Below are 23493 nucleotides of genomic sequence, written 5' to 3' on the forward strand. Positions count from 1 at the left end.
GTCGTCCGACTGCCTGCACGCCGGGCCGCCCGCGCTCCCGGACCGGCCGCTCCGCCCGCACAGACGAACGCGCGCCGTGCAACGACAAGGAACCGCCGTTCGGAATATCAGACCTCGATTCGATGAAGCGCCCAGCGTGACCGCGGCACGGTGCGCATTCCTCACAGCAACATATCGCAACATGATTCAAATGGGGAGAAATCGGTGAAAAACGCGGCAGGTGTCGCGGGGAGGCAGCAGAATTTTGACACTTTTTGGTCAATTTTTACATGGACATCGCCGCTCTTTCCCAAGTATGACCAAAGGTGTATTCGAGGGCTTGCGGAAATCGAGTGCCGTGGCAGGATTTCAACATCCTATAGTGGTGCGGCGTCCGGGCTCAAGAGCAGACATTTTTCGCAGGTAACGTTCCATGCGCTCGACTCCGCCCATCCGCAAGCCCGTCCGCAACCGCCGCGTAACCGATTCTCGTCTTCCGGTCGTGGTCGCGGCGCCGGTCGCCCTGGGGGTCTCACTGGTCGGCTCGGCGGCTCACGCCCAGACGATTTCGACCCGCGTAACGGAAACACTTTACACAACCCAAAGTAATATCGTCATTACCGAAACAGGATCGATCACCGACGACGGCCCCGGATCGTCCAATGAGCTGTACACCGGTGTCGGAATTCAGTCCACGGCAGGATGGACCTTCACAAACGACGGTACGATCAAGATCTCCGGTCCATTGGACACTTATCCTCAAGGGTCAGCCGTTTATACGAATAGTATAGGAACATTCATCAATACGGGTCTGATCAGCGCAATCGACACCGGGAAGGGTGTTTACCTGAACGGCGGAAGCGGTACTTCATATTTTACAAACACAGGCACCATCGTTGCCAAGAACCGGGGGGTCTATCTCAGAAGCAGGACAAACTTCGTCAATGGATCGGCGCTTGACGGATCGGCTCTGATCAAGAACCTCCGGACGCCGAGCGCATCTCACGCGGCCGTCGATCTGGACTATGCGTTGGCCCCCAGCACGGTCACCAACTATGGGACGATCATCGGCACGGCCGACGCGATCGCCAGCACCGGTCCGTTGACCATCACGAATTACGGCACGCTCGAGGCCGGCACGGGCTACAACGCGGTCAACTTCAAAAGCGGGGCGAACAGCGTTCTGATCCTCGAGGATGGCAGCCAGGTCACCGGCAATCTGCTGTCTGCCGGCTCCGGCACCGCGCTGACGCTCAAGGGGACCGGGTCACTGGGCGGAACCATCTCGGGCTTCGCGACCCTCACCGTGGAGGGCAGCGACTGGACATTGTCCGGCCCGACGACCGCAGACGCCATCACGGTGCAGAGCGGGACGCTGCGGGCAAGCAACGTGGTGACCAACAGCACCGCCGCCATCGTCGCCGATGGTGGAACCCTGGCCGGAACGGCGAGCTTCACCGGCGATCTGACCCTGCAGAGCGGCGCCACCGTGGCACCCGGGGCACCCGGCTCCCCCGGTACCCTGACCGTGGGAGGCGCTTACACCCAGCCGGCCGGCGCCACGCTGAAGGTGGAAACGACGAGCACGACGGCGTCGCAGCTGGTCGTCACGGGGGCCGCGTCCGTGGCCGGCGATCTGTCCGTGACCGTCACCGGCACCGGCTACGCGGCCAGCACCGACTATCCGGTCCTCACCGCGGGAGGCGGCGTCACAGGGACGTTCAGTTCGGTCAGCGACGACTCCGCCGATCTCAACTCCACCGTCACCTATGATTCGGCCAACAACCGTCTCGTGCTGACGCTGACCGAGGCGCCGCCGGTCACGCCCCCGGTGGTGGCGCCGCCGGACACGTCGCCGCCGGACACGTCGCCGCCGGTCGTGTCACCTCCGGTCGTGACGCCGCCCGTGACGCCGCCCGTGACGCCGCCGGTGGGCGTGATCGACGTGAGCCAGCCGACCTTCGGGAACGACGACGGTGCGGTGCAGGCGACCACCATCACCTTCGATGGCGGAACGCTGAGGCCGACCGCGCCGCTGACGCTCAGCCAGCCCGTTCAGGTGACGGCCAACAGCGGCGTCATCGACCCCAATGGCGGCAGGGTCAGTTTGGCCGGCAGCGTCAGTGGGCCGGGCACCCTGGCGGTGTCGGGTTCGGGCGAGCTGGAGCTGTCCGGAACCGTCACGAACGCCGGCGGCGTCGAGGTCAGGCAGGGTCAGGTGACGGTGGGCGGTGTCGTCGCGGCGCCCGTCCTCGTCGGCAGAGGCGGTGGTGTCACCGTCGTCGAAGGCGGTGGCGTGGGCGGTACGGTGAACGTTCAGGGCGGCACCCTGTCGATCGCCTCCAACGGCATCGTCAATGGCGCCGTCACCCTCTCGGACGGCGGCAGCGCCAATGTCGAGGGCGCGGTCATGGCCCCCGTCACCGTGTCAGGCGGGACCGTGACGGTCGGCCGGAGCGGCAGCGTCGGCAACCTGACCGTCGACGCCGGCGGCGCCGCCCACATCGACGGCCTCGCCTCGGCCGGCGTCACCGTCGGCCCGGGCGCCACCCTGTCGGGTGGTGGCACCGTGAACGGGCCGGCGACCCTGTCCGGCACTCTCTCGCCGGGCAGTTCGCCGGGCGTGCTGACCTTCCGGTCGCCGGTCACGCTGACGGCGACCAACGTCTTCCGTGCCGAGATCGACGGCCCGACCGCCGGCACCGGCGCCGGCCACCACGACCAGCTCCGTGTCGAGGGCGCGGGCTTCACCGCCGCCGGTACGCTGACCCCCATCCTGCGCGGAATTCCGGGAGCCGCCGGCAACAGCTTCACGCCGGGCCTCGGCCAGAGCTTCACGCTGGTTACGGCGGACGGCGGCGTCGCCGGACGCTTCGCGACGTTCGAGCCGCCCGCCGACGGTCTGGCTGCCGGCACGCGGCTGGACGTGATCTATGGCGAGCGCAGCGTCCGGCTCGCGGTGACGCCGCGCAGCTACGCCGATCTGGCGGCGGCCGGCCTTGGCCAGACACGGAACCAGAGCGCGGTGGGCGCCGCGCTGGAGACGCTCCGCCCGGAGGCCAACGGCGCCGTCGCGGACCGGACCGGCGCGCTGTTCGATGCGCTGCACGGGCTGTCGGCCGGTGAGATCACGCCGGCGCTGGATCAGCTCTCCGGCGAGATCCACGCCGACATGATGGTGGCGAGCCGCGCCAACCGCCGGCTGTTCGGTCGAGCGGTGGCGGCGCGCCAAGCGTCCGGCCGCGGCTCCACAGGGCCGTTCGGCTCCTCGTCCGGCATGGCTGCGCTTGACGGCACGAACGCCGTCGTGAGCGGTGCTCCCGCTCCGGCTGCGCCGACGGGCGCATCCGGCGAACTGAGCGTCTGGGGCACACCGCTGGTGTCCTGGGGCCACAGCGACGGGGACGGCAACGGCTCGTCCGCCCGTCGGCGGACCGGCGGCTTCATGGTGGGCGGCGATTATACCATGGACGGCGACCTCTCGGCGGGTGTCGCGCTGGGCTTCCTGAACAGCGACGTGCGCGCCTCCGACGGCCTCGGCCAGGGCGACCTGAACAGCTACCAGGTGACCGCCTATGGGAGCTGGACCCCGGGCGCCGCCTTTCTCGACGTCGCGGTGGGCTATGGCTACAGCCGCTACGAGACGTCGCGGTCCTCCTCCTTCGGCGGGTTCGACGCCGCGGCCTCCGGCAAGGCGCATGGGCACGACCTTTCGGCCGAGCTCTCGACCGGCTACCGGATTGTGGTGAGCCGGGCCTGGGTCGAACCGCACGGCGGCCTGCGCTGGGACCGGCTGCAGCGCGAGAGCTTCACCGAGAGCGGCGGCACGCTGCTGAGCCTCGACGAGGCCGGGGAGACGGAGAACGCCCTGCGCAGCACGCTCGGCGCGCGCTTCGGCACCGCCTTCCGTGTCGACGACGTGACGGTGGAGCCGACGGGCGTGCTCGCCTGGGAGCATGACTGGACCGACGTGACCGGCGAGGCCACGGGCTCGCTGGACGGCGCGCGCTTCACCGCCCTGTCCAGCCGCCCCGGCCGCGACGCCGCCGTGATCGGCGCCGGCGTGACCGTGCGGATGAGCGACCGGTTCGCCGTCCAGGCCGGCTATCTCGGCGAAGTCCGCAGCCGCGAGACCAGCCACAGCCTGTCGGCCGGCCTGCGCTGGAGCTGGTAGGCAGCCCGCCGGGCCATGGCGGCGTCCGCGCCGCGGGAACGGCCGCCACGGGGTGGCCCGGCGCGGGGTGGCCCGACACGGAAATTATCGGCCGTCAAATTTCCGTGTCGGACCGCCCCGGGGCCGGCTCACCCTACGCTTGGCCCCGGCTTTTCCCGCTCTTCGCGGACCAGGGACGGGCCGTGGGGCGGCCGGCGCCCGCTGACGCGTTCTCTGACATCCGGTGAACCTCCGTACGGTTCCCGGTCCTCGGCCCCGGTCAGCCATAGTACGTGGTCCGGTGGTCCGGCAGCTCCGGCGGCCATCCGCCCCCCGGCAGTCGCAGGCGGACGCGCAGCCCGCCCAGCGTGCCCGGCTCCAGCCGGTCCACCGGAACCTCCATGCGGCGGCACAGCTCGGCGACGATCGAGAGCCCGAGGCCGACCCCGTCGCCGTCGGACCGTCCGAGCCGCTGGAACCGCTCGAAGGCACGCTCGAACGCCTCCGCCGACAGGCCGGGCCCGTCGTCCTCCACCATGAGCTCGATGGCGGCGGGGTAGACGGCGGCGACCGTGATGCCGACCTGGCCCGGGGAGTCGGCGTACTTGACCGCGTTGTCGACGAGGTTGCGCAGCACGATCGCCAGCAGGTCCGGGTGGCCCGTGACGGCGGCGGAGCGCGGCGAGTCCAGGGAGATCTCCACGTCGCGCCCATTGGCCGCCGGCACCAGCTCGGCCACGACGGACTGAACGAGTTCGACCAGGTCGATCCAGTATCCGCGGTCCCGGGATAGATCGAGCGATTGCGACCGGGTGACGTCGAGGAGTTGAGCGATCAGCCGCCCGGCTCTCTCGGTGGCATCCAGGATGTTGGCGAACCGCGGCCGGAGGTGGTCGGGGAGGTCGCCGTCGAGGGCCTCCACCTGGGCACGGATGGCGGTCAGCGGCGTGCGCAGCTCGTGGGCCGCGTTCGAGACGAAGTCGCGCTCGCGGTCCAGTACCAGGCGCAGACGGTCCATCAGCCCGTTCAGCGCGTGGGCGACGCCCCGCAGCTCGCTCGGCGCCTCCGTCTCGTCCAGCGGGGCGAGGTTCTCCTCGCTGCGCTCGCGGACCTGGCCCGCGAAGGCACCGAGCGGTGCCAGGCCGGAGCGGATGCTGACCATCAGGGCGACGCCCACCAGCGCCGTCGCGGCGAGGACATAGACGGCCACCAGGCCCGCCACCTGGAGCGAGGAGAGCACCGGTTCCCAGGCGTCGACGCCGATCACGACCCGCGTGCCGGTGCTCTCGTCCTCGAATCCTTGGAGGAGCCGCAACCGGCCGCCGATATCGGCATTGCCGTCCAGGGGCAGGGTCAGCAGGCGACCCGCTGGAAGCGCCTCCGACGCGTAGAGGAGCTGGCCGTTCCGGCTGATCACGACGAGGTAGTCGTCGACGTCGAAATCGGAGCTGTGCTGCTGCTCGAACACCGGCATCACGCTCGACGCGGCCGGCTGGGTCGCCGCGAAGGCCAGCATGAGCTGTGCGGTGTGGGCGGTGCGGGCGTGGAAGGACTCCTTGTACTCCAGCGCGACGGCGCCGACGATCAGGAGGGAGGCCGGCACCCAGACGGCCGCGGTCAGCCAGGCCAGCCGGCGCTGCAGGCGCGTGCGGATCGATGTCATCTCACTCCCTCGGAAGCATGTAGCCGACCCCGCGGATCGTCTGGATCAGCTCGGGACCGAGCTTGCGGCGGATCTGCGAGACGAAGACCTCCAGCGTGTTGCTCTCCGCCTCGCCGCCCCAGCCGTAGAGGTGGTCCTCCAGCGCGTGCCGGGTGAGCACCCGGCCCTGGTTCTCGACGAACAGCTGCAACAGCGCGAACACCTTCGGTGTGAGCACGACGCTCTCGTCGCCGCGCAGCACGGCGTGGCACGCCGGGTCGATCCGCAGGTCGCGGTAACGCAGGACCTCCGCACGGCGTTCGCCGCGGCGGCGGGCAAGAGCGCGGCATCGGGCCATCAGCTCCTCCATGGCGAACGGCTTGACCAGGTAGTCGTCGGCGCCGAGGTCGAGGCCGCGCACCCGGCTGTCCAGTTCGTAGCGCGCGCTCAGGATGAGGATCGGCAGACCGTGGCCGCCCGCCCGCTGCTCCCGCAGGATGTCCAGGCCGTCGCGGCCCGGCAGGCCGAGGTCGAGGATCATCAGGTCGAAGGCGTCCAGCTCGGTGGCCGCGTCGAGCCCGCTGCCGTCCGTGAGCCAGTCGACGGTCATGCCGGCCCGGGTCAGGCGCGCGCGGATGGCGTCGCCGATCAGCGGATCGTCCTCGACGAGCAGGATTCGCATGGGTCACTCCAGGTTGGCTCGGGTGGCAGGGTCCCACCGGAACCTGAAGCGAAACTGAGTCACCACACGCCGCCGCGTTCAGGTCCGGTTCAGGCACCGCTGGCAGGGTCCGCGCCGACGCTGACCAACATAAGGCATAATCCACATGAGACGTGCGTTCCTTGACCGCGGCCTGGCCCTGGCGACCGCCTTCTGCGCGACCGCGGCGATCCAGACGACGGCCGCCCATGCGGCGCCGCCGGACGGTGCCCCCGGCGACTGGTCCTTCACCGTCGGGGCCGGCGCCCTCTACGTTCCGGACTACGAAGGGTCCGACGACTTCGAGGCGCTGCCGGTGCCGATCGCCGAGGTGTCCTGGCGGGACCGCGTGCGCTTCACCACCATCGGGGGACCGGGGATCTACGCGACCCCTGTCGTGACCGACGACCTGCGGTTCGACCTCGGCGTCCGCTACGAGTTCGGACGCGAGGAGGGCGACAACGACGCCCTGAAGGGACTCGGCGACCTCGACGTCGGGGCCGTGGGGGTCGTCCGGCTCGGCTACGCCGTCGGCCCGGTGGACCTTGGCCTCGAGGTTGCCCGCGACATCACCGGCGACCGCGAGGGACTCACGGCCACCTTCGAGGCGGAGTACGCCGTCGACCTGTTCGGCGGGCGGGCGCGCCTCGAGGTGACGCCGTATGTCACCTGGGCCGACGACGAGTACATGGGCAACAGTTTCGGCGTCACCGCGGCCCAGGCCGCCCGCTCCGCCCGCCGCTACACCCGCTACGACGCCGCGGCCGGAGTCAAGGACGCGGGCGTCGCCGTCACCCTCGCGTACGACGTCACCGATTCGATCCAGGCCATGGGGGGGGTGGGTTACGGCCGCCTGCTGGGCGACGCCGCCGACAGCCCGCTGGTCGATCGCGAGGGCAGCGCGGACCAGTTCTCGGCGCTGGTCGGCGTCAGCTACCGCTGGTAACGGATCCTCGTGAGATGATTTGCAAACCTCTCGTCCTCGGCGCCGGTCTGGCGATGGGGCTCATGGCGGCGGCCTGTGTCCCGGACCAGGACTCGGCCCAGCCCGGACCGACGCGCACACCCCCCTCCATCGTCGTCGTCGAGGCCGTGGAGGGGCGGATCAGCGACCGTGTCCTTGCCACCGGTTCCATCGAGGCGGTCGAGGAGGTCTACGTCTCCCCGCTGGTCGACGGGCTGTCCATCCGCGCGGTGATCGCCGATCGTGGCGACCGGGTGGACGGCGGCAGCACGCTGGCCGTTCTCAACGACGACGCCCTTCGTCTGGAGAAGAGCGAGTCCGAGGCCTCCCTGGCGAAGGCGGAGGCCGCGTTCGCGCAGGCGCAGGCGCAACTCCTCGAAGCCAGGGCGAACGCCGACGAGGCGACCCGCGTCGCGGAACGCGCCGCACGGCTGTCGGCCAACCGGACGGTCTCCCCGGCGGAGGCCGACCGGCTGTCGGCCCTTGCCACCGCGGCGCGGGCCCGCCTGCGCTCGGCCGAGCAGGCCCTGGGCATCGCCGCCGCGGACATCAGGGTGGCGCGTGCCCGCGTCGACGACGTCGACCTGCGTCTCGCCCGCACCGCCGTCAAGGCCCCGGTCAGCGGCGTGATCTCCGTCCGGAACGCCAAGGTCGGGGCGATCGCCAGCGGCGGCGGGCAACCGCTTTACGCCATCATCCGCGATGGCGCGGTCGAGATGACGGCCGAGGTTCCCGAGACCGATCTCGGCAAGCTCGCGGTCGGAATGCCGGCGACGGTCGAGCTGGCCGGCGGCGGCACGGCCGTTCCGGGGACGATCCGCCGGATCGCTCCGACGGTCGACCCGCAGACGCGTCTCGGCACCGTCCACATCGCCCTCGCCGAGACGAACGCGGCCCGGCCCGGCATGTACGCCAGCGCGACCCTCATTGCCGAGGAGAAGCGGGCGGTCATTCTGCCCCGCGCGTCGATCACGTCGGTCGACGGGGGGGCGGCCGTCCGCAAGGTGGACGACGGCGTCGTCCATCTGGTGCCGGTGTCGGTCGGCATAGAGGACGGCCCCGTCGTCGAGATCCTGTCCGGTCTCGCGGCGGGCGACCGGGCGGTGGCGAAAGCGGGCGTCTTCGTGCGCGACGGCGACCGCATCCGTGCGGTCGAACCGGCGCCCCCGGCACCCCGTGGAACGGACCCCGGGCCATGAACGTCTCCGCCTGGGCCATCCGCAATCCCGTCCCGCCGATCCTGGCGTTCGTCGTGCTCCTCGTGCTGGGCTGGCAATCGTTCACTGCCCTGCCGATCACGCAGTTTCCCAACATCGACGTGCCGATCGTCTCGATCGAGGTCACCCAGAACGGCGCCACGCCCACCGAACTCGAAACCCAGGTCACCGAACCCATCGAGGACGAGATCGCCGGTGTCGCGGGCGTCCACCACGTGCAGTCGACGATCACCGACGGGCGGTCCTCGACGGCCGTCACCTTCCGCCTGGAGGTCCCAACCTCCCAGGCGGTGCAGGACGTCAAGGACGCGGTCGACCGCATCCGCGGGGACCTTCCGGCCACGATCGACGCCCCGATCGTGTCGAAGGTCGAGGTCGAGGGCCAGGCGATCCAGACCTTCGCGGTCTCCTCCCCCGGCATGACGCTGGAGGAACTCTCCTGGTTCGTCGACGACACGATCATCCGGGCCCTCCAGGGGCAGCGCGGCATCGGCCGGGTCGACCGCCATGGCGGCGCCGATCGCGAGGTCCGCGTCGAGCTCGACGACGACCGGCTGAATTCCTTCGGCGTCACCGCGGCCGAGGTCAACGACCAGCTCCGACGGATGAACCTGGATCTCGGGTCCGGCCGGGGCGAGGTGGGCGGCCGCGAGCAGGCCATCCGGCTGCTGGGCGACACGCGCGACGTGGCCGGGCTGGCCGACACGATGATCGGGCTGCCGAACGGCCGCTTCGTCCGCCTGTCGGAGCTTGGCCGCGTGGCCGACACCTACCGGGAGCCGCAGTCCTTCGCCCGCTTCGACGGCCGTCCGGTCGTCACGTTCGCGGTGTTCCGTGCCAAGGGCGCCAGCGAGGTGACCGTCGCCGAGGCGGTGGCCCGGACGCTGGACGGCCTGCGCGTGCGGCACCCGGATGTCGCCATCGCCCTGGTCGACGATTCGGTGTACGTGACCTACGGGACCTACGAGGCCGCCCTTCACACGCTGGTCGAAGGCGCGGTGCTGGCGGTCGCCATCGTGATGATCTTCCTGCGCGACTGGCGGTCCACCCTGTTCGCGGCGGTCGCCCTGCCGCTCTCGGCCGTCCCGACCTTCTGGGTCATGGACCTCCTCGGCTTCTCGCTGAACCTCGTCAGCCTGCTGGCGATGACCCTGGCCACGGGCATCCTCGTCGATGACGCGATCGTGGAGATCGAGAACATCGAGCGGCACGTCCGCATGGGCAAGTCGCCCTACCACGCCGCGATGGACGCCGCGGACGAGATCGGCCTGGCGGTCATCGCCACCACCCTGGCGATCGTCGCGGTGTTCCTGCCCGTCTCCTTCATGCCGGGCGTCGCCGGGCAATACTTCGTCCAGTTCGGTCTGACGGTCGCGGTCTCGGTCCTCTTCTCCCTGCTGGTCGCCCGGCTGATCACGCCCGTCCTGGCGGCCTACCTGGCGCGCCCGGCGGGGGCCGGCGACGGCCGCCATGGCCGCGGCGACAGCGGCATCATGGCGTTCTACACGGCGCTGATCGGCGCGACGACCCGCTGGCGCTACACCACGCTGCTCGCCGCCGTCGGCGGACTGGCCCTCTCGGTCCACCTCCTGGCCCAGGTTCCCGGCAGTTTCCTGCCGCCGGAAGACAACGGGCGGATCAGCCTGTCGGTCGAGCTGCCGCCGGGCGCGATGCTGGAGGACACCGAACGCACCGCGATGGCGCTCCATGAGCGGATCAGCGACGTCGACGGGATTGCGAACGTCTTCGTGCTCGGCGGCACGTCGCCGGCCGGCGACCGCGAGGTGCGCCGCGCCGCCGTCACCGTGCTTCTCGACAAGCTCGACCATTCCCTGGTCACCACGCTCGTCAACGACGTGATCGGCGGCATCCCGCTGATCGGGCCGCACCTGCCGAAGCGGCCGGCGGCCGGGCGCACCACGCCGCAATCGCGGATCGAGGCGGAGATCCTCGCGCGGCTGCGCCCGCTGCCCGACGCGCGCGTCTTCAAGATGAACGAGGAAGGGGAGCGCGAGCTGTCCTTCAATCTGCTGTCCGAGCACGACGCGGACCTGGACGCGGCGGTGGCGACCTTGGAGGCGAAGCTGCGTCACGATCCGCTGCTCGCCAACGTCGGCGCGGACGGCGCCCTGCCGCGGCCGGAACTGCGGATCCGGCCGCGGGACGAGCGCCTGGCCCGTCTCGGCATCACCGCCGAGCAGGTGTCCGAGGTCGTGCGGGTCGCCACCATCGGCGGCGGCGACGGAGAGCTGACGAAGATCGCGCTCGACGGGCGGCTGATCCCGATCCGGGTGCAGCTCGACCGCGACGTCCGCGGCGATCCTGCGGCGATCCGCAACCTGAAGGTCCCCACGGCGTCCGGGGCGCTGGTGCCGCTGTCGAGCGTTGCCGACATCGGCTTCGCGGAGGGGCCGAGCTCGATCCGGCGCTACGACCGTGCCCGCGTCGTCGGGCTCGGCGCCGACCTGCCGGCCGGCGTCGCCCTCGACACGGCGTCCGACCGCTTCCTGGAGATCGCGGCCGAGGCGGGGTTGCCGGCGACGGTCGAGCTGTTCGAAAGCGGCGACGTCGAGGTGCAGGGGGAACTGGAGCAGAGCTTCGGCGACGCCATGCTGCTGGGCCTGATGATGGTGCTGGTGGTCCTGATCCTGCTCTTCCGGGACGTGGTGCAGCCGTTCACCATCCTGTTCTCGCTGCCGCTCGCCATCGGCGGCGTCGCCGCCGGCCTCATCCTCACTCGGAACCCGCTGTCGATGCCGGTGCTGATCGGCATCCTCATGCTGATGGGCATCGTCAGCAAGAACGCCATCCTGCTGGTCGACGTCGGCATCGAAAGGATGCGTCGCGGCGCCGACCGCAGGGCCGCCATCATCGAGGCCGGCCGCACGCGCGCCCGCCCGATCATCATGACCTCGATCGCCATGTCCGCGGGCATGCTGCCCTCCGCGCTCGGCGTCGGCGAGGGCGGGTCCTTCCGTGCGCCGATGGCCATCGCCGTCATCGGTGGAATCACCGCCTCGACGGTCCTGAGCCTCGCCGTCGTCCCCTCCGTCTTCCTGATCATGGACGATCTCTCGCGTCTGCTCGCCCGCATCTTCGGCCGCTGGGTCGGCAGCAAGGAAGAGGATGGCCGGCCGCCCGATCGTGAGAGCGCCGTCAGGCTGAGGGTGGTTCGTCGGCCGGGGCAGGGCATGGGGAATCGATGACGTGCCACCCGATACGGCCGCCTTGCGCCGACGCGCCCGCCGCCCCTTCCGCCCTGCGGCGTGAAGGCCCCCCAGGTTTGCGACGGTCTCTGCGTGAGGCGGGCCCGTCAGCGTTCCCAGGGATTAACGATGGGGAGCCCACAATCCTGGAAATCCGCCACGTTTCTGGTTGCCAATGCGGCGCTCCGAGACGTTGCAATGGCGGCAATCTGTGCATCGAAAGCCCCAGTCGGCCGGCCTTTCTGACGCCGTCCCGCCGCGATGGGCGCGAATGCCGTGGCGGCCGCAGCGTCGAAAGGCAGAACTCGGCCGGCGAAGTCTTCGGCAAACATCTGCTCGGCGGCCGCCAACAGGTCGCTCCGGCGACGCCCTTCCGGCAGCAGGGCGAGACCGAACAGGATTTCCGCCTGGGTGATGGTTGTCGTGAACAGGCTGGCAGCGGGTCGCCCAGCCACCCAGTGGAAGACGGCTTCGGACGGTGCAGGGCGCATCAGTTCCGAGAGCACGTTGGTGTCCAAGACGATCATCAGTCGAAGCTCGGCGGCGTGCGCAGAGGCTCGCGGCCCACGTCCGGCACGTCAACGCCACCGAACGGCGCGAACCGCTGTCGGATGGCGTTCCCGAGGTGCGTCACGGGCTGTCGTTCTTCCGTGAGTGCCGCGCGCAGAATGTGACGGGCCTCCTCTTCCATGGAGCGGCCGTGGTGCGCGGCACGTACCCGCAGCCGGGCCTTCAAGGGATCCTCCAAGTTCCGGATTGTGATGCTGGCCATCGGTGGCTCCCGAGCGTATTCGGCGCTGATGTTAAGCAGTGATTGCAATGATTGCAACGGCGCGGGGCTTGTTTGGGTCTACCCTCCCGAGCCGCCACCTTCAACGACTTGACGGTGCCGGGTGGTTCGTCGGCCGGGGCGGGGCATGGGGAATCGATGACGTGCCACCCGATACGGCCGCCTTGCGCCGAGGCGCACGGCGCCCGTTCCGCCGGCCGCCACCGCGACGACGCCCTCAGGCCCGGCGCCCGTTCGCGTCCGTCCGCGCGGCGATGCCGGCAACGACGCTGTCGACGATGTCCTGCAGCTCCGCCGGCGTCGCGCCGTCGCGGGCCTGGATCGACATGCCCTGCATGACGGCCGCCAGATGCCGGGCCAGCCCGTGCCCCACGTCCGGCGCGGCGAACGGCTGGAGCAGCCGCTCGATCCGGTCGCGCATCGCGCCGCGCCGGGCGCCCGCCTCGCGCGCGAGCTCGGCGTGGTCCGCGTGGCAGGCGACCATGCCGCTGGAGATCATGCACCCGCGTTCGCGGTCGGGATGGGTGACCGCCCGGACGGCGCCTTCGAGCAGCCGCCGGACGGCCTCGGCAAGGGAGGCGGTCGCCGGCAGCGCCACCCCGTCGAACGAGCCGAACGTCTCCTCGTAGCGCGCCATCGCCTCGCGGTAGAGCCCGGCCTTGCTGCCGAACGCCGCGTAGAGGCTCGGCGGCGCGACGCCGATCGCCCGGGTCAGATCGCTGACGGACACCCCTTCGTAGCCATGCCGCCAGAACAGCCGCATGGCGATGTCGACGGCCTCGTCCCGGTCGAAGCTCCAGGGCCGGCCGCCGCGCGATCGCGCTCCTCGTTCCATAGCGGCCATTAAACAACGGCTTGACAGCCGGCGTCAAGCATGTTGAATAGCGATCACTAAACAACATGGGGTTCGATCATGGGACACTCCAGACGGTCCTTCCTGGCCGGCGCGGCCGGCCTCGCCGCCCTGGCCGCAAACGCGGGGGCCGGGATCGCGCAGGCGCGCGCCGCCGGTGGCGACGCCGCTGCGGCGGCTGCCGGCGGCGGGGCGGAGCGACGTACGGCCTTCTCCGCGCGCTCGTCGGACGGGACGGTGCTGCTGGGCGATGCGCAGGGCGACCCGCAGGCGCCGGAGATCCTGTTCATCCATGGCCTGCGCCAGAGCCGGCTGAGCTGGGACGGGCAGTTCGCCGATCCGGCGCTGGCAGGCTTCCGCCTGGTCCGCTTCGATCTGCGCGGCCACGGCGATTCCGACAAGCCGGTCCCCCTCGACGCCTATGGCGACGCCGATCTGTGGGCCGACGACGTCGCGGCCGTGGTGGCCGCCGCCGGGCTGCGCCGTCCCGTGCTCGTGGGCTGGTCGCTCGGCGGGTTCGTCGCCGGCGCCTACTTGCGCAAGTACGGCGGGTCGGGGCTTGCCGGGGTCAATCTGGTCGACGCCGTGACCAAGCTGTCGCCGGACCTCCTCACCGAGGAGGCCGGACGGTTCACGGCGACCACGACGTCGCACGATCTGGCGGAGCGGTCGGCCGCCACCGCGGAGTTTCTCGCGGCGTGCTTCCATCGGCCGCCGACGGGGGCCGCGTGGGAGCGGATGCTCGTCGTCAACGGGATGACCGCCCGGGCGGTGAACGAGGGCTTCGTCCGGACGGCGACGACGGACCTCGAGCCCGTCTTCCGGGACTTCGCCGGGCCGATCCTGCTCACCCACGGCGTGCACGACCGGCTGGTGCGCGTGGCGATGTCGGAGCGCATCAAGGCGATCCGTCCGGACAGCACGCTGTCGCTCTTCGCCGAGAGCGGCCACAGCCCCTTCTACGAGGAACCGGCCCGCTACGGCCGGGAGCTCGCGTCCTTCGCCGCCGCCGCCGGCCGGCCCTGAGGACGCGGCCTGCTCCGGAGCCGCGCGCTGCCTACGGCACGGGGGCCACGGTCTGGCCGCGCTCCGGGACGGCGGCGGCGACGCGCCGGCCGTCGACGACGGCCTCCTCGAAGACCGCGGGCAGGCCCTGGGCGTCGCCGCCGAACGTGCCCGTGCTCTGCAGGTGGTAATGGACGTGCGGTTCGGAGGAGTTGCCGCTGTTGCCGCAGGCGCCGACCGGCGCGCCGGCGGCGACCTGCTGGCCGGCGCGCACCGCGACCGACCCGGCGCGCAGGTGGGCGATCAGCGAATACTCACCGGGGCGGTGCCGGACGATCACGTGGTTGCCGGGCGGCTGGCGCGGGTTCATGGCGCCGACCGGCACGTTGTCGGGGATGCCGTCGACGACCGCGACGACCTCCCCGGCGGCCGGTGCGAGGACGGGCAGGCCCCAGCAGAAGTAGGACTCCGGCCGGTCGGCGGGGCCCTCGAAGGTGCGGCCGTCGCGCGCCACGACGAAGTCGTAGGCGTAGCGCTGGTCCGGTGCCACGATGTGATAGTTGCGGGCGACGCTGCGTCCGCCCCAGACGGTGAACCAGCTCCCCTGGGGCGGCCTCGGCAACGGCAGAGCCAGCGCCGTGGCGGGAGCCGGTCCCGGGGGCGCGGCGGCGACCGGTGCCGGCCGCACGCTCGCCGCCTGCACCGCGCCGTCGGCGGTCCAGGCGGCGCTGGTGAGGACCGCGGGGGCTCGCGCGTGGGCGGCGAGCCGCCGGTAGGTGGTCAGCCCGTTCAGCGTCACGGCGCCCTCGTCGAGCACGCGGAGCTCGTCCCCGAGCTGCGCGGCGACCGACCGGGACAGACCGGCCGTCCCGCCGAGCCCGCGGATGATGTCGGCGAGTTCCGGGGCGGCCGCGGATGCGAGCCGTTCCATGCTGTCCGGCGACGACCATTGCGTCAGCGCCCGGCCGTGCGCCAGCGCGCCGTCGGCTTCGGCGCCGTGCGCCGGGGCGGCGGCGATCAGCACGGCGGCGGCGAAAACCAGTCCGATCATCGATCCTCGGGGAGCAAGGCTGCGAGGCGGGACGAAGACGATGCCGGCGACCGCCGACCGGGTCAACCGCCGATCCCGTCCGGCCGGGCCGTCGGATTCCGGTGGGAATCGCCGGGGCGCTCGGGCATGATCCGGCGGCGCAACGAAGGGATTCCGGCGTGACGGTCCTTCTCAAGGGGATGTCCGGGCTCGGTGTCCGGCTCGCGTGGGCGAGCCGGGCGGTCGCGCTCGCCGCCGCCGCCGCCGTTCTCATGGCCTTCCTGTGGACGGCGCACGAGGCGGCGGACCCGTCCGTCGTGCCCGGTCCCGGTCCGCGCGGCGGCGTCGTCGCCGTCACCGACGGGGTCGACGCCGGCGTCGTCGGCGTCGCCATCCACCGGACCAAGCCGCCCCTCGACGCCTTCAGCCTGCCGACCGCGCCCGCCCTGGAGACGTCGCGGCAGGCCCTGAACGGCCCGCCCCCGCCACCACCCGCCGCCGCCCGCCCGGCCGTGCCGCTCCAGACGGACCCGTCGTGGGTCGCCTTGGGGACGGCGGCGCGATCCTACGTCGCGCCGCCGGCGCAGTCCGGCGCCTGGTCCAGCCTGCGAACACCGGCCGGCCCGCCGGCGGCCTGACCCCGGGGGGCCCCGAAGCCCCGCCGACGACCGGCGCCGCGAGGCCGCCGGTCCGGGCGTGCGCCCCGTCCCTGGGCGTCGCCGGACCGCGCCCGCCGGCCGCGCCGCGCACCCCTTTTCCCGATCGCCCGACCGGGCCCGTCCGACGGGCCCGAGGAGTTCTCCCATGACCCTGTCCAGCCGGACGCGCCGGACGGCGGCGCCCGCCGTCCCGACTCCCCCCTGCCCGCTTCCCCCGTCGGGAGCGCGCCGATGATGCACTTCTCGAAGCTCAAGGCGTGGACGACCATCCTCGTCTGCGCCCTCGGCGTCATCCTCACCATCCCGAACCTGCTGCCGCCCGGAGCGCTCCCCGCGTGGATGCCGCATCACCACGTCAATCTCGGGCTGGATCTCCAGGGCGGCTCGTCCCTCCTGCTCGAGGTGGACTCCGACGCGGTCGCGCGCGAGCGGCTCGCCGCCGCCGAGGAGTCGGTCCGCACCGCGCTGCGCGCGGCCGCGGTCGGCTACGCCGGGCTCGCCGCGGGCGACGGTGCCGTGACCTTCCGGCTGACCGACCCGGCCGTGGCCGGCCGGCTGCGGGAGCTGCTCGGCGACCTGCTGGCGCCGGCCTCGGCCGGCCCCGGCGGCGAGGCCGAGTTCTCCCTCGACGCGGCGGACGACGGCTCGGTGCGCCTGCGCCTGTCCGAGGCGGCGCTGGAGAGCCGGCGCACGCGGGCGGTCGAGCAGTCCATCGAGATCGTCCGCCGGCGCATCGACGAGACCGGCGTCAACGAGCCGGTGATCGCCCGCCAGGGGGCCGACCGCATCCTGGTGCAGCTGCCCGGCGTGGCCGATCCGTCGCGCATCAAGTCGCTGCTGGGGCAGACGGCCAAGATGACCTTCCGCCTCGTCGGCGACGGCACGGTCCGGCCGGGCGCCGCCGCGCCGGCGGGCACGGAGTGGCTCCCCTCCGCCGACCCCGCGCTCGGCGGCCAGCGGATGCTGGTGCGCAAGCGGGTGGAGGTGGACGGCGCCTCCCTCACCGACGCCCGTCCCAGCCTCGATCCGCGGTCGGGAAGCTGGGTCGTTGACTTCGCTTTCGACGCCGCCGGCACCCGCCGCTTCGCCCAGGTGACCGGCGACAACGTGGGCCGGCCCTTCGCCATCGTCCTCGACGGCCGGGTGATCAGCGCCCCGGTGATCCGCGAGCCCATCACCGGCGGCAAGGGGCAGATCAGCGGCCGCTTCTCGGCCCAGAGCGCCAACGAGCTGGCGGTGCTGCTGCGCGCCGGGGCGCTGCCGGCGCCGCTCACCATCGTCGAGGAACGGACCGTCGGCCCGGACCTTGGCGCCGACGCGATCCGCGCCGGCCTCCTGTCCTGCCTGGTCGGCTTCGCGCTGGTGGTCGGCTACATGACGGTCCGCTACGGCCGGTTCGGCGTGTTCGCCAACGTCGCCCTGGTGTTCAACCTGTTCCTGACGGTCGCCGCCCTCAGCCTGCTGGAGGCGACCCTGACCCTGCCGGGCATCGCCGGCCTGCTGCTCACGCTCGGCATGTCGGTCGACGCCAACATCCTCATCAACGAGCGCATCCGCGAGGAGACGCGGCGCGGCCGGTCGCCGTTCGCCGCCATGGAGGCGGGGTTCTCCCGCGCCTTCTCGACCATCACCGACGCCAACCTGACGACGCTGATCAAGATGGCGCTCCTCTACGTCATCGGCACCGGGACGGTGCGGGGCTTCGCGGTGACGATCTCGCTCGGCATCCTCACCTCCATGTTCACCGCCACGGTGGTGACCCGGCTGATGATGGTCACCTGGCTGCGCCGGACGCGCCCCGCCGCCCTGCCGACCGGCGCACGCCTGCGCCTGCTGCCGCAGGAGACGCGCATCCCCTTCATGCGCGGCCGGCGGCTCGGCCTTCTCCTGTCGGTCGTGCTCAGCCTCGCCTCGGTGGGGCTGTTCGTCTCGCCGGGGCTGAACTACGGGATCGACTTCGCCGGCGGCATCGCCGTCGAGGTGAGGACCGACGGCCCGGCCGACTTCCCGGCCCTGCGCGGCACGCTCGGCGGCCTCGGGCTCGGCCCCGTCCAGCTCCAGCGGTTCGGCCAGCCCTCGGACGTGCTGATCCGCCTGGAGCGGCAGGAGGGCGGCGACGCCGCCCAGCAGGCCGCCGTCCGGGCGGTGCAGGCGGCGCTGGCCGAGTCCTTCCCCGGCGCCGCCGTGCGGCGGGTGGAGGCGGTCGGCGCCTCGGTCAGCGGCGAGCTGTTCCGGCAGGGCATGCTGGCCCTGGCCCTCGCCTCCGTCGCCATGCTCGGCTACATCTGGGTGCGGTTCGAGTGGCAGTTCGGCGTCGGCGCCGTGGTCACCATGCTGCTCGACGTGACGAAGACCATCGGCTTCTTCGCCCTGACCGGCATGCCGTTCAACCTCGTCGCCATCGCCGCGATCCTGACGATCATGGGCTACTCGATCAACGACAAGGTGGTGGTCTACGACCGGGTGCGGGAGAACCTGCGCCTGTACCGGCGCATGCCCCTGGTGGCGCTGATCGACCGCAGCATCAACGAGACGCTGGACCGCACGGTCGCCACCTCGACGGCCCTGTTCCTGGCGACGGTGCCGCTGGCGCTGTTCGGCGGCGAGGCGCTGCGGGACTTCGCGCTGGTGCTGCTGTTCGGCACCGTCCTCGCGACCTCCTCGTCGATCTTCATCGCCGCCCCCATCCTGCTCCACCTCGGCGAGCGGCGGCTGCGCCGCGGCGGGCCGGAGGGTGCCGACAACGGCGCCGACAACGGCGCCGACGAGGCCACCGCCGGCGCCCGCGCGGGCGCGTGACGACGGCGCCCTGCCCGTGGCCGCCGGCGGCGGCGGGCGGGGCGCCGGCCGCCTACCCCCGGCCCTTCTCGCTGTCCATGTGGGCGAGCTGGGCCTCGGGGTAGCGGGCGCCGGCGGCGGCGCCGGGCGGCACCGCCTCGGCCAGCGCGGCGAGGTCCCCGGCGGACAGGGCGACGTCGAGGGCGCCCAGCGCCTCGGCCAACTGGTCGCGGCGGCGGGCGCCCACCAGCGGCACGATGTCGGCGCCCTGCGCCAGCACCCAGGCGATGGCGACCTGCGCCACCGAGACGCCGATGCGCCCGGCGACCGCGCGCAGGCGCTCCACCAGGGCCAGGTTGTGCTCCAGGTTCTCGCCGAGGAAGCGCGGGCCGGCGGCGCGGAAGTCGCCGGCGCCCGCCTTGCCCTTGCTCCAGTGGCCGCTGATCAGGCCGCGCGACAGCACGCCGTAGGCGGTGACGCCGATGCCGAGGGCGCGGCAGGTCGGCAGGATGGCGTCCTCGATGCCGCGGGAGATCAGGGAATACTCGATCTGCAGGTCGACGATGGGATGGACGGCGTGGGCGCGGCGGATGGTCTCCGGGCCGACCTCGGACAGGCCGATGTGGCGGACGAAACCGGCCTGGACCAGGTCGGCGATGGCGCCGACGGTGTCCTCGATCGGCACCGCCGGATCGAGGCGGGCCGGCCGGTAGATGTCGATGTGGTCGAGCCCGAGGCGCTGCAGCGAGTAGGTGACGAAGTTCTTCACCGCGACGGGGCGTCCGTCGTAGCCCGACCAGCCGCCGGCCGGGTCGCGCAGGGCGCCGAACTTGACGCTGACCAGCGCCCGGTCGCGGTCGCGGCCGCGCAGCGCCTCGCCGATCAGCATCTCGTTGTGGCCCATGCCGTAGAAGTCGCCGGTGTCGAGCAGGGTCACCCCGGCCTCCAGCGCGGCGTGGATGGTGGCGATGCTCTCGGCGCGGTCGGCCGGGCCGTACATGCCCGACATGCCCATGCAGCCGAGGCCCAGAACCGACACGGCCGGGCCGGTCCTGCCGAGCGTGCGATGGTCCATGACGTCGTCCCTCCTGGTGGATCGGGGCGGTGCGCCCCTCGTGCGGCAGGACGATAGGCCGCGGGCACGTTGTGCGATAAGCTGGACAATGCTGAATAGGCCGTTCGACGATGTGAACAATGGACGATCCCGACCTGCGCGACCTCACCGCCTTCGCCACCGTGGCCCGGCACCGCAACTTCCGCCGGGCGGCGCAGGAGCTGCGCGTCTCGGCCTCCGGCCTCAGCCAGCGGCTGCGCGAGCTGGAGGCGCGGCTGGGGGTGCGCCTGCTCAACCGCACCACGCGCAGCGTGGCGCTCACCGAGGCGGGGGAACGGCTGCTCGGCGAGGTCGGCCCGGCGCTGCGGCAGGTGGGCGACGCGCTCGACCGAATCCGCAGCCGGGCCGGCGAGCCGTCGGGCCGGCTGCGCATCAACGCGCCGGCCCCCGCCGCCGAGCTGGTGCTGAAGCCGATGGTGCCGGCGTTCCTGGCACAGCATCCCCGCATCGACCTGGAGATCGTCATCGACGCCTCGCTGGTCGACATCGTCGCCGCCGGCTTCGACGCCGGCGTGCGCTACGAGGAGACGCTGGCGCAGGACATGGTGGCCGTTCCGCTGGGGCCGCCGGAACGCTACGTCGTCGTCGCCGCCCCCGCCGTGCTGGAGCGCTACGGCGTGCCGCGGGCGCCGGAGGACCTGGAGGCGTGCCCGTGCATCGCCACGGTCTTCCCCAGCGGCGCGCGGCTGCCCTGGGAGCTCGAGAAGGACGGCCGGACGGTGCGCGTCTCCCCGCCCGTGCGCTTCGCCGCCGGCCAGGTCTCGCTGCAGCTCGAGGCGGCGCTGCAGGGTCTCGGCTTCCTGGCGACCTTCGAGGGCTACACCCGCGACCTGATCGCCGCCGGACGGCTGGTGCCGGTGCTGGAGGACTGGTGCCCGCCGTTTTCCGGGCCGTTCCTCTACTACCCCAGCCGCCGCCAGCCGCCGCCGGCGCTCGCCGCCTTCGTCGCCTTCGTCGCGCGGTGGCGCAGGGGAGCCGCGTGACCGCCGTCAGCCGGCGCCGGCGGGCCGGTCCTTCCGCCACGCCGCGAGGAACGCCAGCACGCGGTCGGGCGCCTCGGCCGTCATGTAGCGTCGTCCGTCCTCGGTCGGGTTGATGTCCTCGGCGACACGGACCGCGTACACGGGAGCAAGCCGCTGGATGCGGTCGACCAGCTTGTCCAGGCGGTCCTCGACCTCCGGCAGCGCCTGCCGCACCGCGTCGTGATGCCGGTCAAGCACCGCCGCCAGATCGAAGAGGTCGCGCACCTTGAAGGTCGAGGGCCGGTAGAAGATCTTCTTGATAGCGGTCTCCCACGGAGTCTCGATGCGGATGATCCGGCCCTCGAAATCCCAGGGGATGGACGGCGTGTCGGTGCGCCGCCCGCCGACGATGAAGTCGATTTCACCGCCGCCCATGTCGAGCTTCAGATAGTTTCCGGGATATTCGTACTTGCGCCCGTCCAGAAGCTGTCGAGTCAGCGGGTTCCGCGCGGGGGTCAGGTCGCGCACGACGTCGGCGTCGGCGACGAAGGCGTCGACGTCGTAGCTGACGCGATGATTCAGATGGACGGCCAGCGCCGTGCCGCCGCCGAAGGTCCAGGCCGGGGGATCAGCCAGACTGTCCAGCAGGCGGATGGCGTCCCGCAGCAGGTCGCGCCAGCGGGAGGCCGGCCATTTCCTCGATCCAGGGGACGGTTCGTCCATCGCTCACCTGCCAAATGCGCACCGCGCGGCGCAGGTCGTCGAAACCGACGAGACCGGCCAGCACGAGGTCGTGGATCGCCTCTTCCGACACCTCGTCGAAGAACGCCTCCATGTGGGGGCGCCATCGCGCATCCGGCGCATCCGCGAAGAGGCAGCGCAGGAAGGTGTCGGCGTCCATGGGACGGGGGCGCGGCGCGTTGACGGTGGCGAGCACGAACTCCAGGTGCCGCCGTCCTGCGTCCGCCGCCGCGTCGTTGCGATCCATCGCCGCCGCTTCCCCATCCTGGCATCCGTCGGCAAGGCTAACGCCGGCCGCCGCGCGCCGCAACGCGGGTCACGTCGGGGCGTCGAACCCGGCGTGACGACGGGCGTCACAAGCCCTCCCTCGGCCCCGCCGGGGGAGGGAGGGGCCCGGCCGAAGGCTGGGAGGGCGGGGGCTTGGTCTTGCAGGACGAGCCGGCGCCCCAGTTTTGCACAGCCAGGGGTTCGGCCCTGCTGCGAAACCCAGCCCCCACCCGGCGTCCTTCGGACGCCACCCTCCCCCGGCGGGGCCGAGGGAGGGGCGGTCGCCCGCTAGCCCACCAGGAGAGAGGGGCTCTTGCAGAGCCGGGACGGACCGCGGCGGCCTCCGCTCAGGGCGCCGTCATCTTGATCGCGGGATCCAGGAAATCGTCGGTGTAGACGGACTCCACGGCGAACGGCTGCTCCATGCCGAAGTAGGTCTTCACCATGTCGTAGTCGTTGCGCATCCGCTGCGCGTCGAAGGCGCCGAGGGCGACGGTGGTGGTGGTGGGGTCGCGCATCAGCTCCTTGATGCGGTTCCACTGGTCGCGCTGGTTCGCCTCGTCGAGGCCGCTGACCTCGGCCATCAGCGCCTGCAGGCAGGGGCCGACGTCCTTCACGCAGGCGGCGAAGGCGCGCTGGCTGACCTCGGTGAAGGCCTTGACGAGGTCGCGGTGCTCCTTGAGGTAGGCGCCGTTGACGATGACGGCGTTGCCGTAGGGGTTGATGCCGGCGTCGCGCCAGGCGAGGAAGCCGAGGTCCTCGCCAAACTCGCGCACCTTCAGGTCGTGCTCGTTGTAGAAGTCGCTGGTGATGTCGATGGCGCCGCTCTTGAGCGACGGCACCTTGGCCTGCGGGCTGACGTTGACGAAGCTGACGGCCTCCGGGTCGATGCCGACCTGCTTGGCGAAGGCGGGCCACATCACCCGCGACGCGTCGCCCGGCGGGTTGCCGATCTTGCGCCCGGGGAAGTCCTTCGGTCCGGTGATGCCGCGGCTCTTCAGCCAGTAGAAGCCCTGCGGGGAGTTGGCGTAGACCGCCATCACCGCCACCAGGTCGGCGCCCTTGCCGCGGGCCAGCAGCGCCGTCGCCATGTCGGCGATGCCGAGCTGCGAGATGCCGGCACCGACCCGCTGCGCCGAGACGCCGGAGCCCTTGCCGGTCTCGATCGTCAGGTCGATGCCGGCGGCGTCGTACCAGCCCTGCGCCTTGGCGTAGTAGTAGGGCGAGTGGTCGGCGGTCGGCACCCAGTTCAGCACCAGGTTGACCTCCTCCTTGGCCGCTGCGGCCCCGGGAAGCAGCAGAGCGGCCGCCACGAGGGCGGCGATGGGCGCGGATGTCGTCATGTGCCTCGTTCTCCCTGTGGTGGGCCCGCCGGAGACGCGAACCGGAAAAAAAACATTAGCCTTTCTCGGCGCTTTGGATCAACTATCAAT

General features: G+C 71.8%; 18 protein-coding genes. 8 read left to right on the forward strand and 10 right to left on the reverse strand.

What is annotated here, in order from left to right:
• Positions 1-412: 412 nt before the first annotated feature.
• Positions 413-4153, forward strand: coding sequence for an autotransporter domain-containing protein (locus ACSBPG_RS17070; RefSeq protein ID WP_435538396.1), 3741 nt, complete (start codon positions 413-415; stop codon positions 4151-4153).
• A gap of 259 nt (positions 4154-4412) precedes the next feature.
• Here ACSBPG_RS17070 and ACSBPG_RS17075 read toward each other — a convergent pair whose 3' ends face one another.
• Together ACSBPG_RS17075 and ACSBPG_RS17080 are read right to left on the reverse strand one after the other, a co-directional pair.
• Complete coding sequence (locus ACSBPG_RS17075) at positions 4413-5795, reverse strand: ATP-binding protein (RefSeq protein WP_435538397.1); 1383 nt, start codon at positions 5793-5795, stop codon at positions 4413-4415.
• A gap of 1 nt (position 5796) precedes the next feature.
• Positions 5797-6456: a response regulator gene (locus tag ACSBPG_RS17080; protein ID WP_435538398.1), complete on the reverse strand. Its 660-nt coding sequence runs from the start codon at positions 6454-6456 to the stop codon at positions 5797-5799.
• 145 nt (positions 6457-6601) lie between these two features.
• Here ACSBPG_RS17080 and ACSBPG_RS17085 point away from each other — a divergent pair, with 145 nt between their 5' ends.
• The 3 genes from ACSBPG_RS17085 to ACSBPG_RS17095 are packed head-to-tail and all read left to right on the forward strand — an operon-like array spanning position 6602 to position 11861.
• Entirely contained in the window at positions 6602-7420 is an 819-nt protein-coding gene (locus tag ACSBPG_RS17085) for a MipA/OmpV family protein (RefSeq protein ID WP_435538399.1), read from the forward strand.
• Between the two features lie 14 nt (positions 7421-7434).
• Positions 7435-8637, forward strand: coding sequence for an efflux RND transporter periplasmic adaptor subunit (locus ACSBPG_RS17090; RefSeq protein WP_435538400.1), 1203 nt, complete (start codon positions 7435-7437; stop codon positions 8635-8637).
• Positions 8634-11861 (forward strand): efflux RND transporter permease subunit, encoded by a 3228-nt coding sequence (locus tag ACSBPG_RS17095; protein ID WP_435538401.1) that lies wholly within the window; start codon positions 8634-8636, stop codon positions 11859-11861. Before ACSBPG_RS17090 ends, ACSBPG_RS17095 begins: the two co-directional genes overlap by 4 nt.
• Positions 11862-11968: 107 nt before the next feature.
• Here the strand turns inward: ACSBPG_RS17095 and ACSBPG_RS17100 are convergent, their stop codons facing one another.
• The 3 genes from ACSBPG_RS17100 to ACSBPG_RS17110 form a co-directional block, all read right to left on the reverse strand.
• Positions 11969-12388 carry a type II toxin-antitoxin system VapC family toxin gene (locus ACSBPG_RS17100; protein WP_435538402.1) on the reverse strand — a complete coding sequence of 140 codons (420 nt, stop codon included), beginning with the start codon at positions 12386-12388 and terminating at the stop codon, positions 11969-11971.
• Positions 12388-12633 carry a FitA-like ribbon-helix-helix domain-containing protein gene (locus ACSBPG_RS17105; RefSeq protein ID WP_435538403.1) on the reverse strand — a complete coding sequence of 82 codons (246 nt, stop codon included), beginning with the start codon at positions 12631-12633 and terminating at the stop codon, positions 12388-12390. The genes ACSBPG_RS17100 and ACSBPG_RS17105 overlap by 1 nt, the downstream gene beginning before the upstream one ends.
• A gap of 235 nt (positions 12634-12868) precedes the next feature.
• Positions 12869-13486, reverse strand: a complete 618-nt coding sequence (locus ACSBPG_RS17110) for a TetR/AcrR family transcriptional regulator (RefSeq protein ID WP_435538404.1) — start codon at positions 13484-13486, stop codon at positions 12869-12871.
• 78 nt (positions 13487-13564) lie between these two features.
• Here ACSBPG_RS17110 and ACSBPG_RS17115 point away from each other — a divergent pair, with 78 nt between their 5' ends.
• Positions 13565-14530 carry an alpha/beta hydrolase gene (locus tag ACSBPG_RS17115; RefSeq protein WP_435538405.1) on the forward strand — a complete coding sequence of 322 codons (966 nt, stop codon included), beginning with the start codon at positions 13565-13567 and terminating at the stop codon, positions 14528-14530.
• Positions 14531-14561: 31 nt separating this feature from the next.
• Here the strand turns inward: ACSBPG_RS17115 and ACSBPG_RS17120 are convergent, their stop codons facing one another.
• A complete protein-coding gene (locus ACSBPG_RS17120; RefSeq protein WP_435538406.1) occupies positions 14562-15560 on the reverse strand; it encodes a M23 family metallopeptidase in 999 nt (332 codons plus the stop codon).
• A gap of 158 nt (positions 15561-15718) precedes the next feature.
• On the opposite strand from ACSBPG_RS17120, the gene ACSBPG_RS17125 reads away from it, so the two are divergent.
• Complete coding sequence (locus ACSBPG_RS17125; RefSeq protein ID WP_435538407.1) at positions 15719-16177, forward strand: hypothetical protein; 459 nt, start codon at positions 15719-15721, stop codon at positions 16175-16177.
• Positions 16178-16429: 252 nt separating this feature from the next.
• Positions 16430-18997 (forward strand): protein translocase subunit SecD, encoded by a 2568-nt coding sequence (gene secD / locus ACSBPG_RS17130; RefSeq protein ID WP_435538408.1) that lies wholly within the window; start codon positions 16430-16432, stop codon positions 18995-18997.
• A 52-nt stretch (positions 18998-19049) separates the two neighbouring features.
• Here the strand turns inward: secD and ACSBPG_RS17135 are convergent, their stop codons facing one another.
• Positions 19050-20051, reverse strand: a complete 1002-nt coding sequence (locus ACSBPG_RS17135; protein WP_435538409.1) for an aldo/keto reductase — start codon at positions 20049-20051, stop codon at positions 19050-19052.
• Positions 20052-20170: 119 nt separating this feature from the next.
• Between ACSBPG_RS17135 and ACSBPG_RS17140 the strand changes: the two genes are divergently transcribed.
• Positions 20171-21073, forward strand: a complete 903-nt coding sequence (locus ACSBPG_RS17140) for a LysR family transcriptional regulator (protein ID WP_435538410.1) — start codon at positions 20171-20173, stop codon at positions 21071-21073.
• A gap of 6 nt (positions 21074-21079) precedes the next feature.
• On the opposite strand, the gene ACSBPG_RS17145 is transcribed toward ACSBPG_RS17140, so the two are convergent.
• The 3 genes from ACSBPG_RS17145 to ACSBPG_RS17155 all read right to left on the reverse strand — a co-directional run bounded on the left by ACSBPG_RS17145 (position 21080) and on the right by ACSBPG_RS17155 (position 23403).
• Positions 21080-21775: a nucleotidyl transferase AbiEii/AbiGii toxin family protein gene (locus ACSBPG_RS17145; RefSeq protein ID WP_435538411.1), complete on the reverse strand. Its 696-nt coding sequence runs from the start codon at positions 21773-21775 to the stop codon at positions 21080-21082.
• Positions 21681-22040 (reverse strand): hypothetical protein, encoded by a 360-nt coding sequence (locus tag ACSBPG_RS17150; RefSeq protein ID WP_435538412.1) that lies wholly within the window; start codon positions 22038-22040, stop codon positions 21681-21683. The genes ACSBPG_RS17145 and ACSBPG_RS17150 overlap by 95 nt, the downstream gene beginning before the upstream one ends.
• Before the next feature lie 367 nt (positions 22041-22407).
• Positions 22408-23403: an ABC transporter substrate-binding protein gene (locus ACSBPG_RS17155; protein WP_435538413.1), complete on the reverse strand. Its 996-nt coding sequence runs from the start codon at positions 23401-23403 to the stop codon at positions 22408-22410.
• Between the last annotated feature and the right edge of the window lie 90 nt (positions 23404-23493).

Origin of the sequence: Azospirillum sp. ST 5-10 (genome assembly GCF_051225715.1) — a bacterium.
Lineage (GTDB): Bacteria > Pseudomonadota > Alphaproteobacteria > Azospirillales > Azospirillaceae > Azospirillum.

Coding starts and splice junctions, on each gene's coding strand:
- ACSBPG_RS17150 (WP_435538412.1), bottom strand. CDS start 22,040: ATGGATCGCAACGACGCGGCGGCGGACGCAGGACGGCGGCACCTGGAG.
- ACSBPG_RS17140 (WP_435538410.1), top strand. CDS start 20,171: ATGGACGATCCCGACCTGCGCGACCTCACCGCCTTCGCCACCGTGGCC.
- ACSBPG_RS17080 (WP_435538398.1), bottom strand. CDS start 6,456: ATGCGAATCCTGCTCGTCGAGGACGATCCGCTGATCGGCGACGCCATC.
- ACSBPG_RS17100 (WP_435538402.1), bottom strand. CDS start 12,388: ATGATCGTCTTGGACACCAACGTGCTCTCGGAACTGATGCGCCCTGCA.
- ACSBPG_RS17145 (WP_435538411.1), bottom strand. CDS start 21,775: ATGGACGAACCGTCCCCTGGATCGAGGAAATGGCCGGCCTCCCGCTGG.
- ACSBPG_RS17110 (WP_435538404.1), bottom strand. CDS start 13,486: ATGGAACGAGGAGCGCGATCGCGCGGCGGCCGGCCCTGGAGCTTCGAC.
- ACSBPG_RS17095 (WP_435538401.1), top strand. CDS start 8,634: ATGAACGTCTCCGCCTGGGCCATCCGCAATCCCGTCCCGCCGATCCTG.
- ACSBPG_RS17070 (WP_435538396.1), top strand. CDS start 413: ATGCGCTCGACTCCGCCCATCCGCAAGCCCGTCCGCAACCGCCGCGTA.
- ACSBPG_RS17075 (WP_435538397.1), bottom strand. CDS start 5,795: ATGACATCGATCCGCACGCGCCTGCAGCGCCGGCTGGCCTGGCTGACC.
- ACSBPG_RS17155 (WP_435538413.1), bottom strand. CDS start 23,403: ATGACGACATCCGCGCCCATCGCCGCCCTCGTGGCGGCCGCTCTGCTG.
- ACSBPG_RS17135 (WP_435538409.1), bottom strand. CDS start 20,051: ATGGACCATCGCACGCTCGGCAGGACCGGCCCGGCCGTGTCGGTTCTG.
- ACSBPG_RS17120 (WP_435538406.1), bottom strand. CDS start 15,560: ATGATCGGACTGGTTTTCGCCGCCGCCGTGCTGATCGCCGCCGCCCCG.
- ACSBPG_RS17115 (WP_435538405.1), top strand. CDS start 13,565: ATGGGACACTCCAGACGGTCCTTCCTGGCCGGCGCGGCCGGCCTCGCC.
- ACSBPG_RS17105 (WP_435538403.1), bottom strand. CDS start 12,633: ATGGCCAGCATCACAATCCGGAACTTGGAGGATCCCTTGAAGGCCCGG.
- secD (WP_435538408.1), top strand. CDS start 16,430: ATGATGCACTTCTCGAAGCTCAAGGCGTGGACGACCATCCTCGTCTGC.
- ACSBPG_RS17085 (WP_435538399.1), top strand. CDS start 6,602: ATGAGACGTGCGTTCCTTGACCGCGGCCTGGCCCTGGCGACCGCCTTC.
- ACSBPG_RS17090 (WP_435538400.1), top strand. CDS start 7,435: ATGATTTGCAAACCTCTCGTCCTCGGCGCCGGTCTGGCGATGGGGCTC.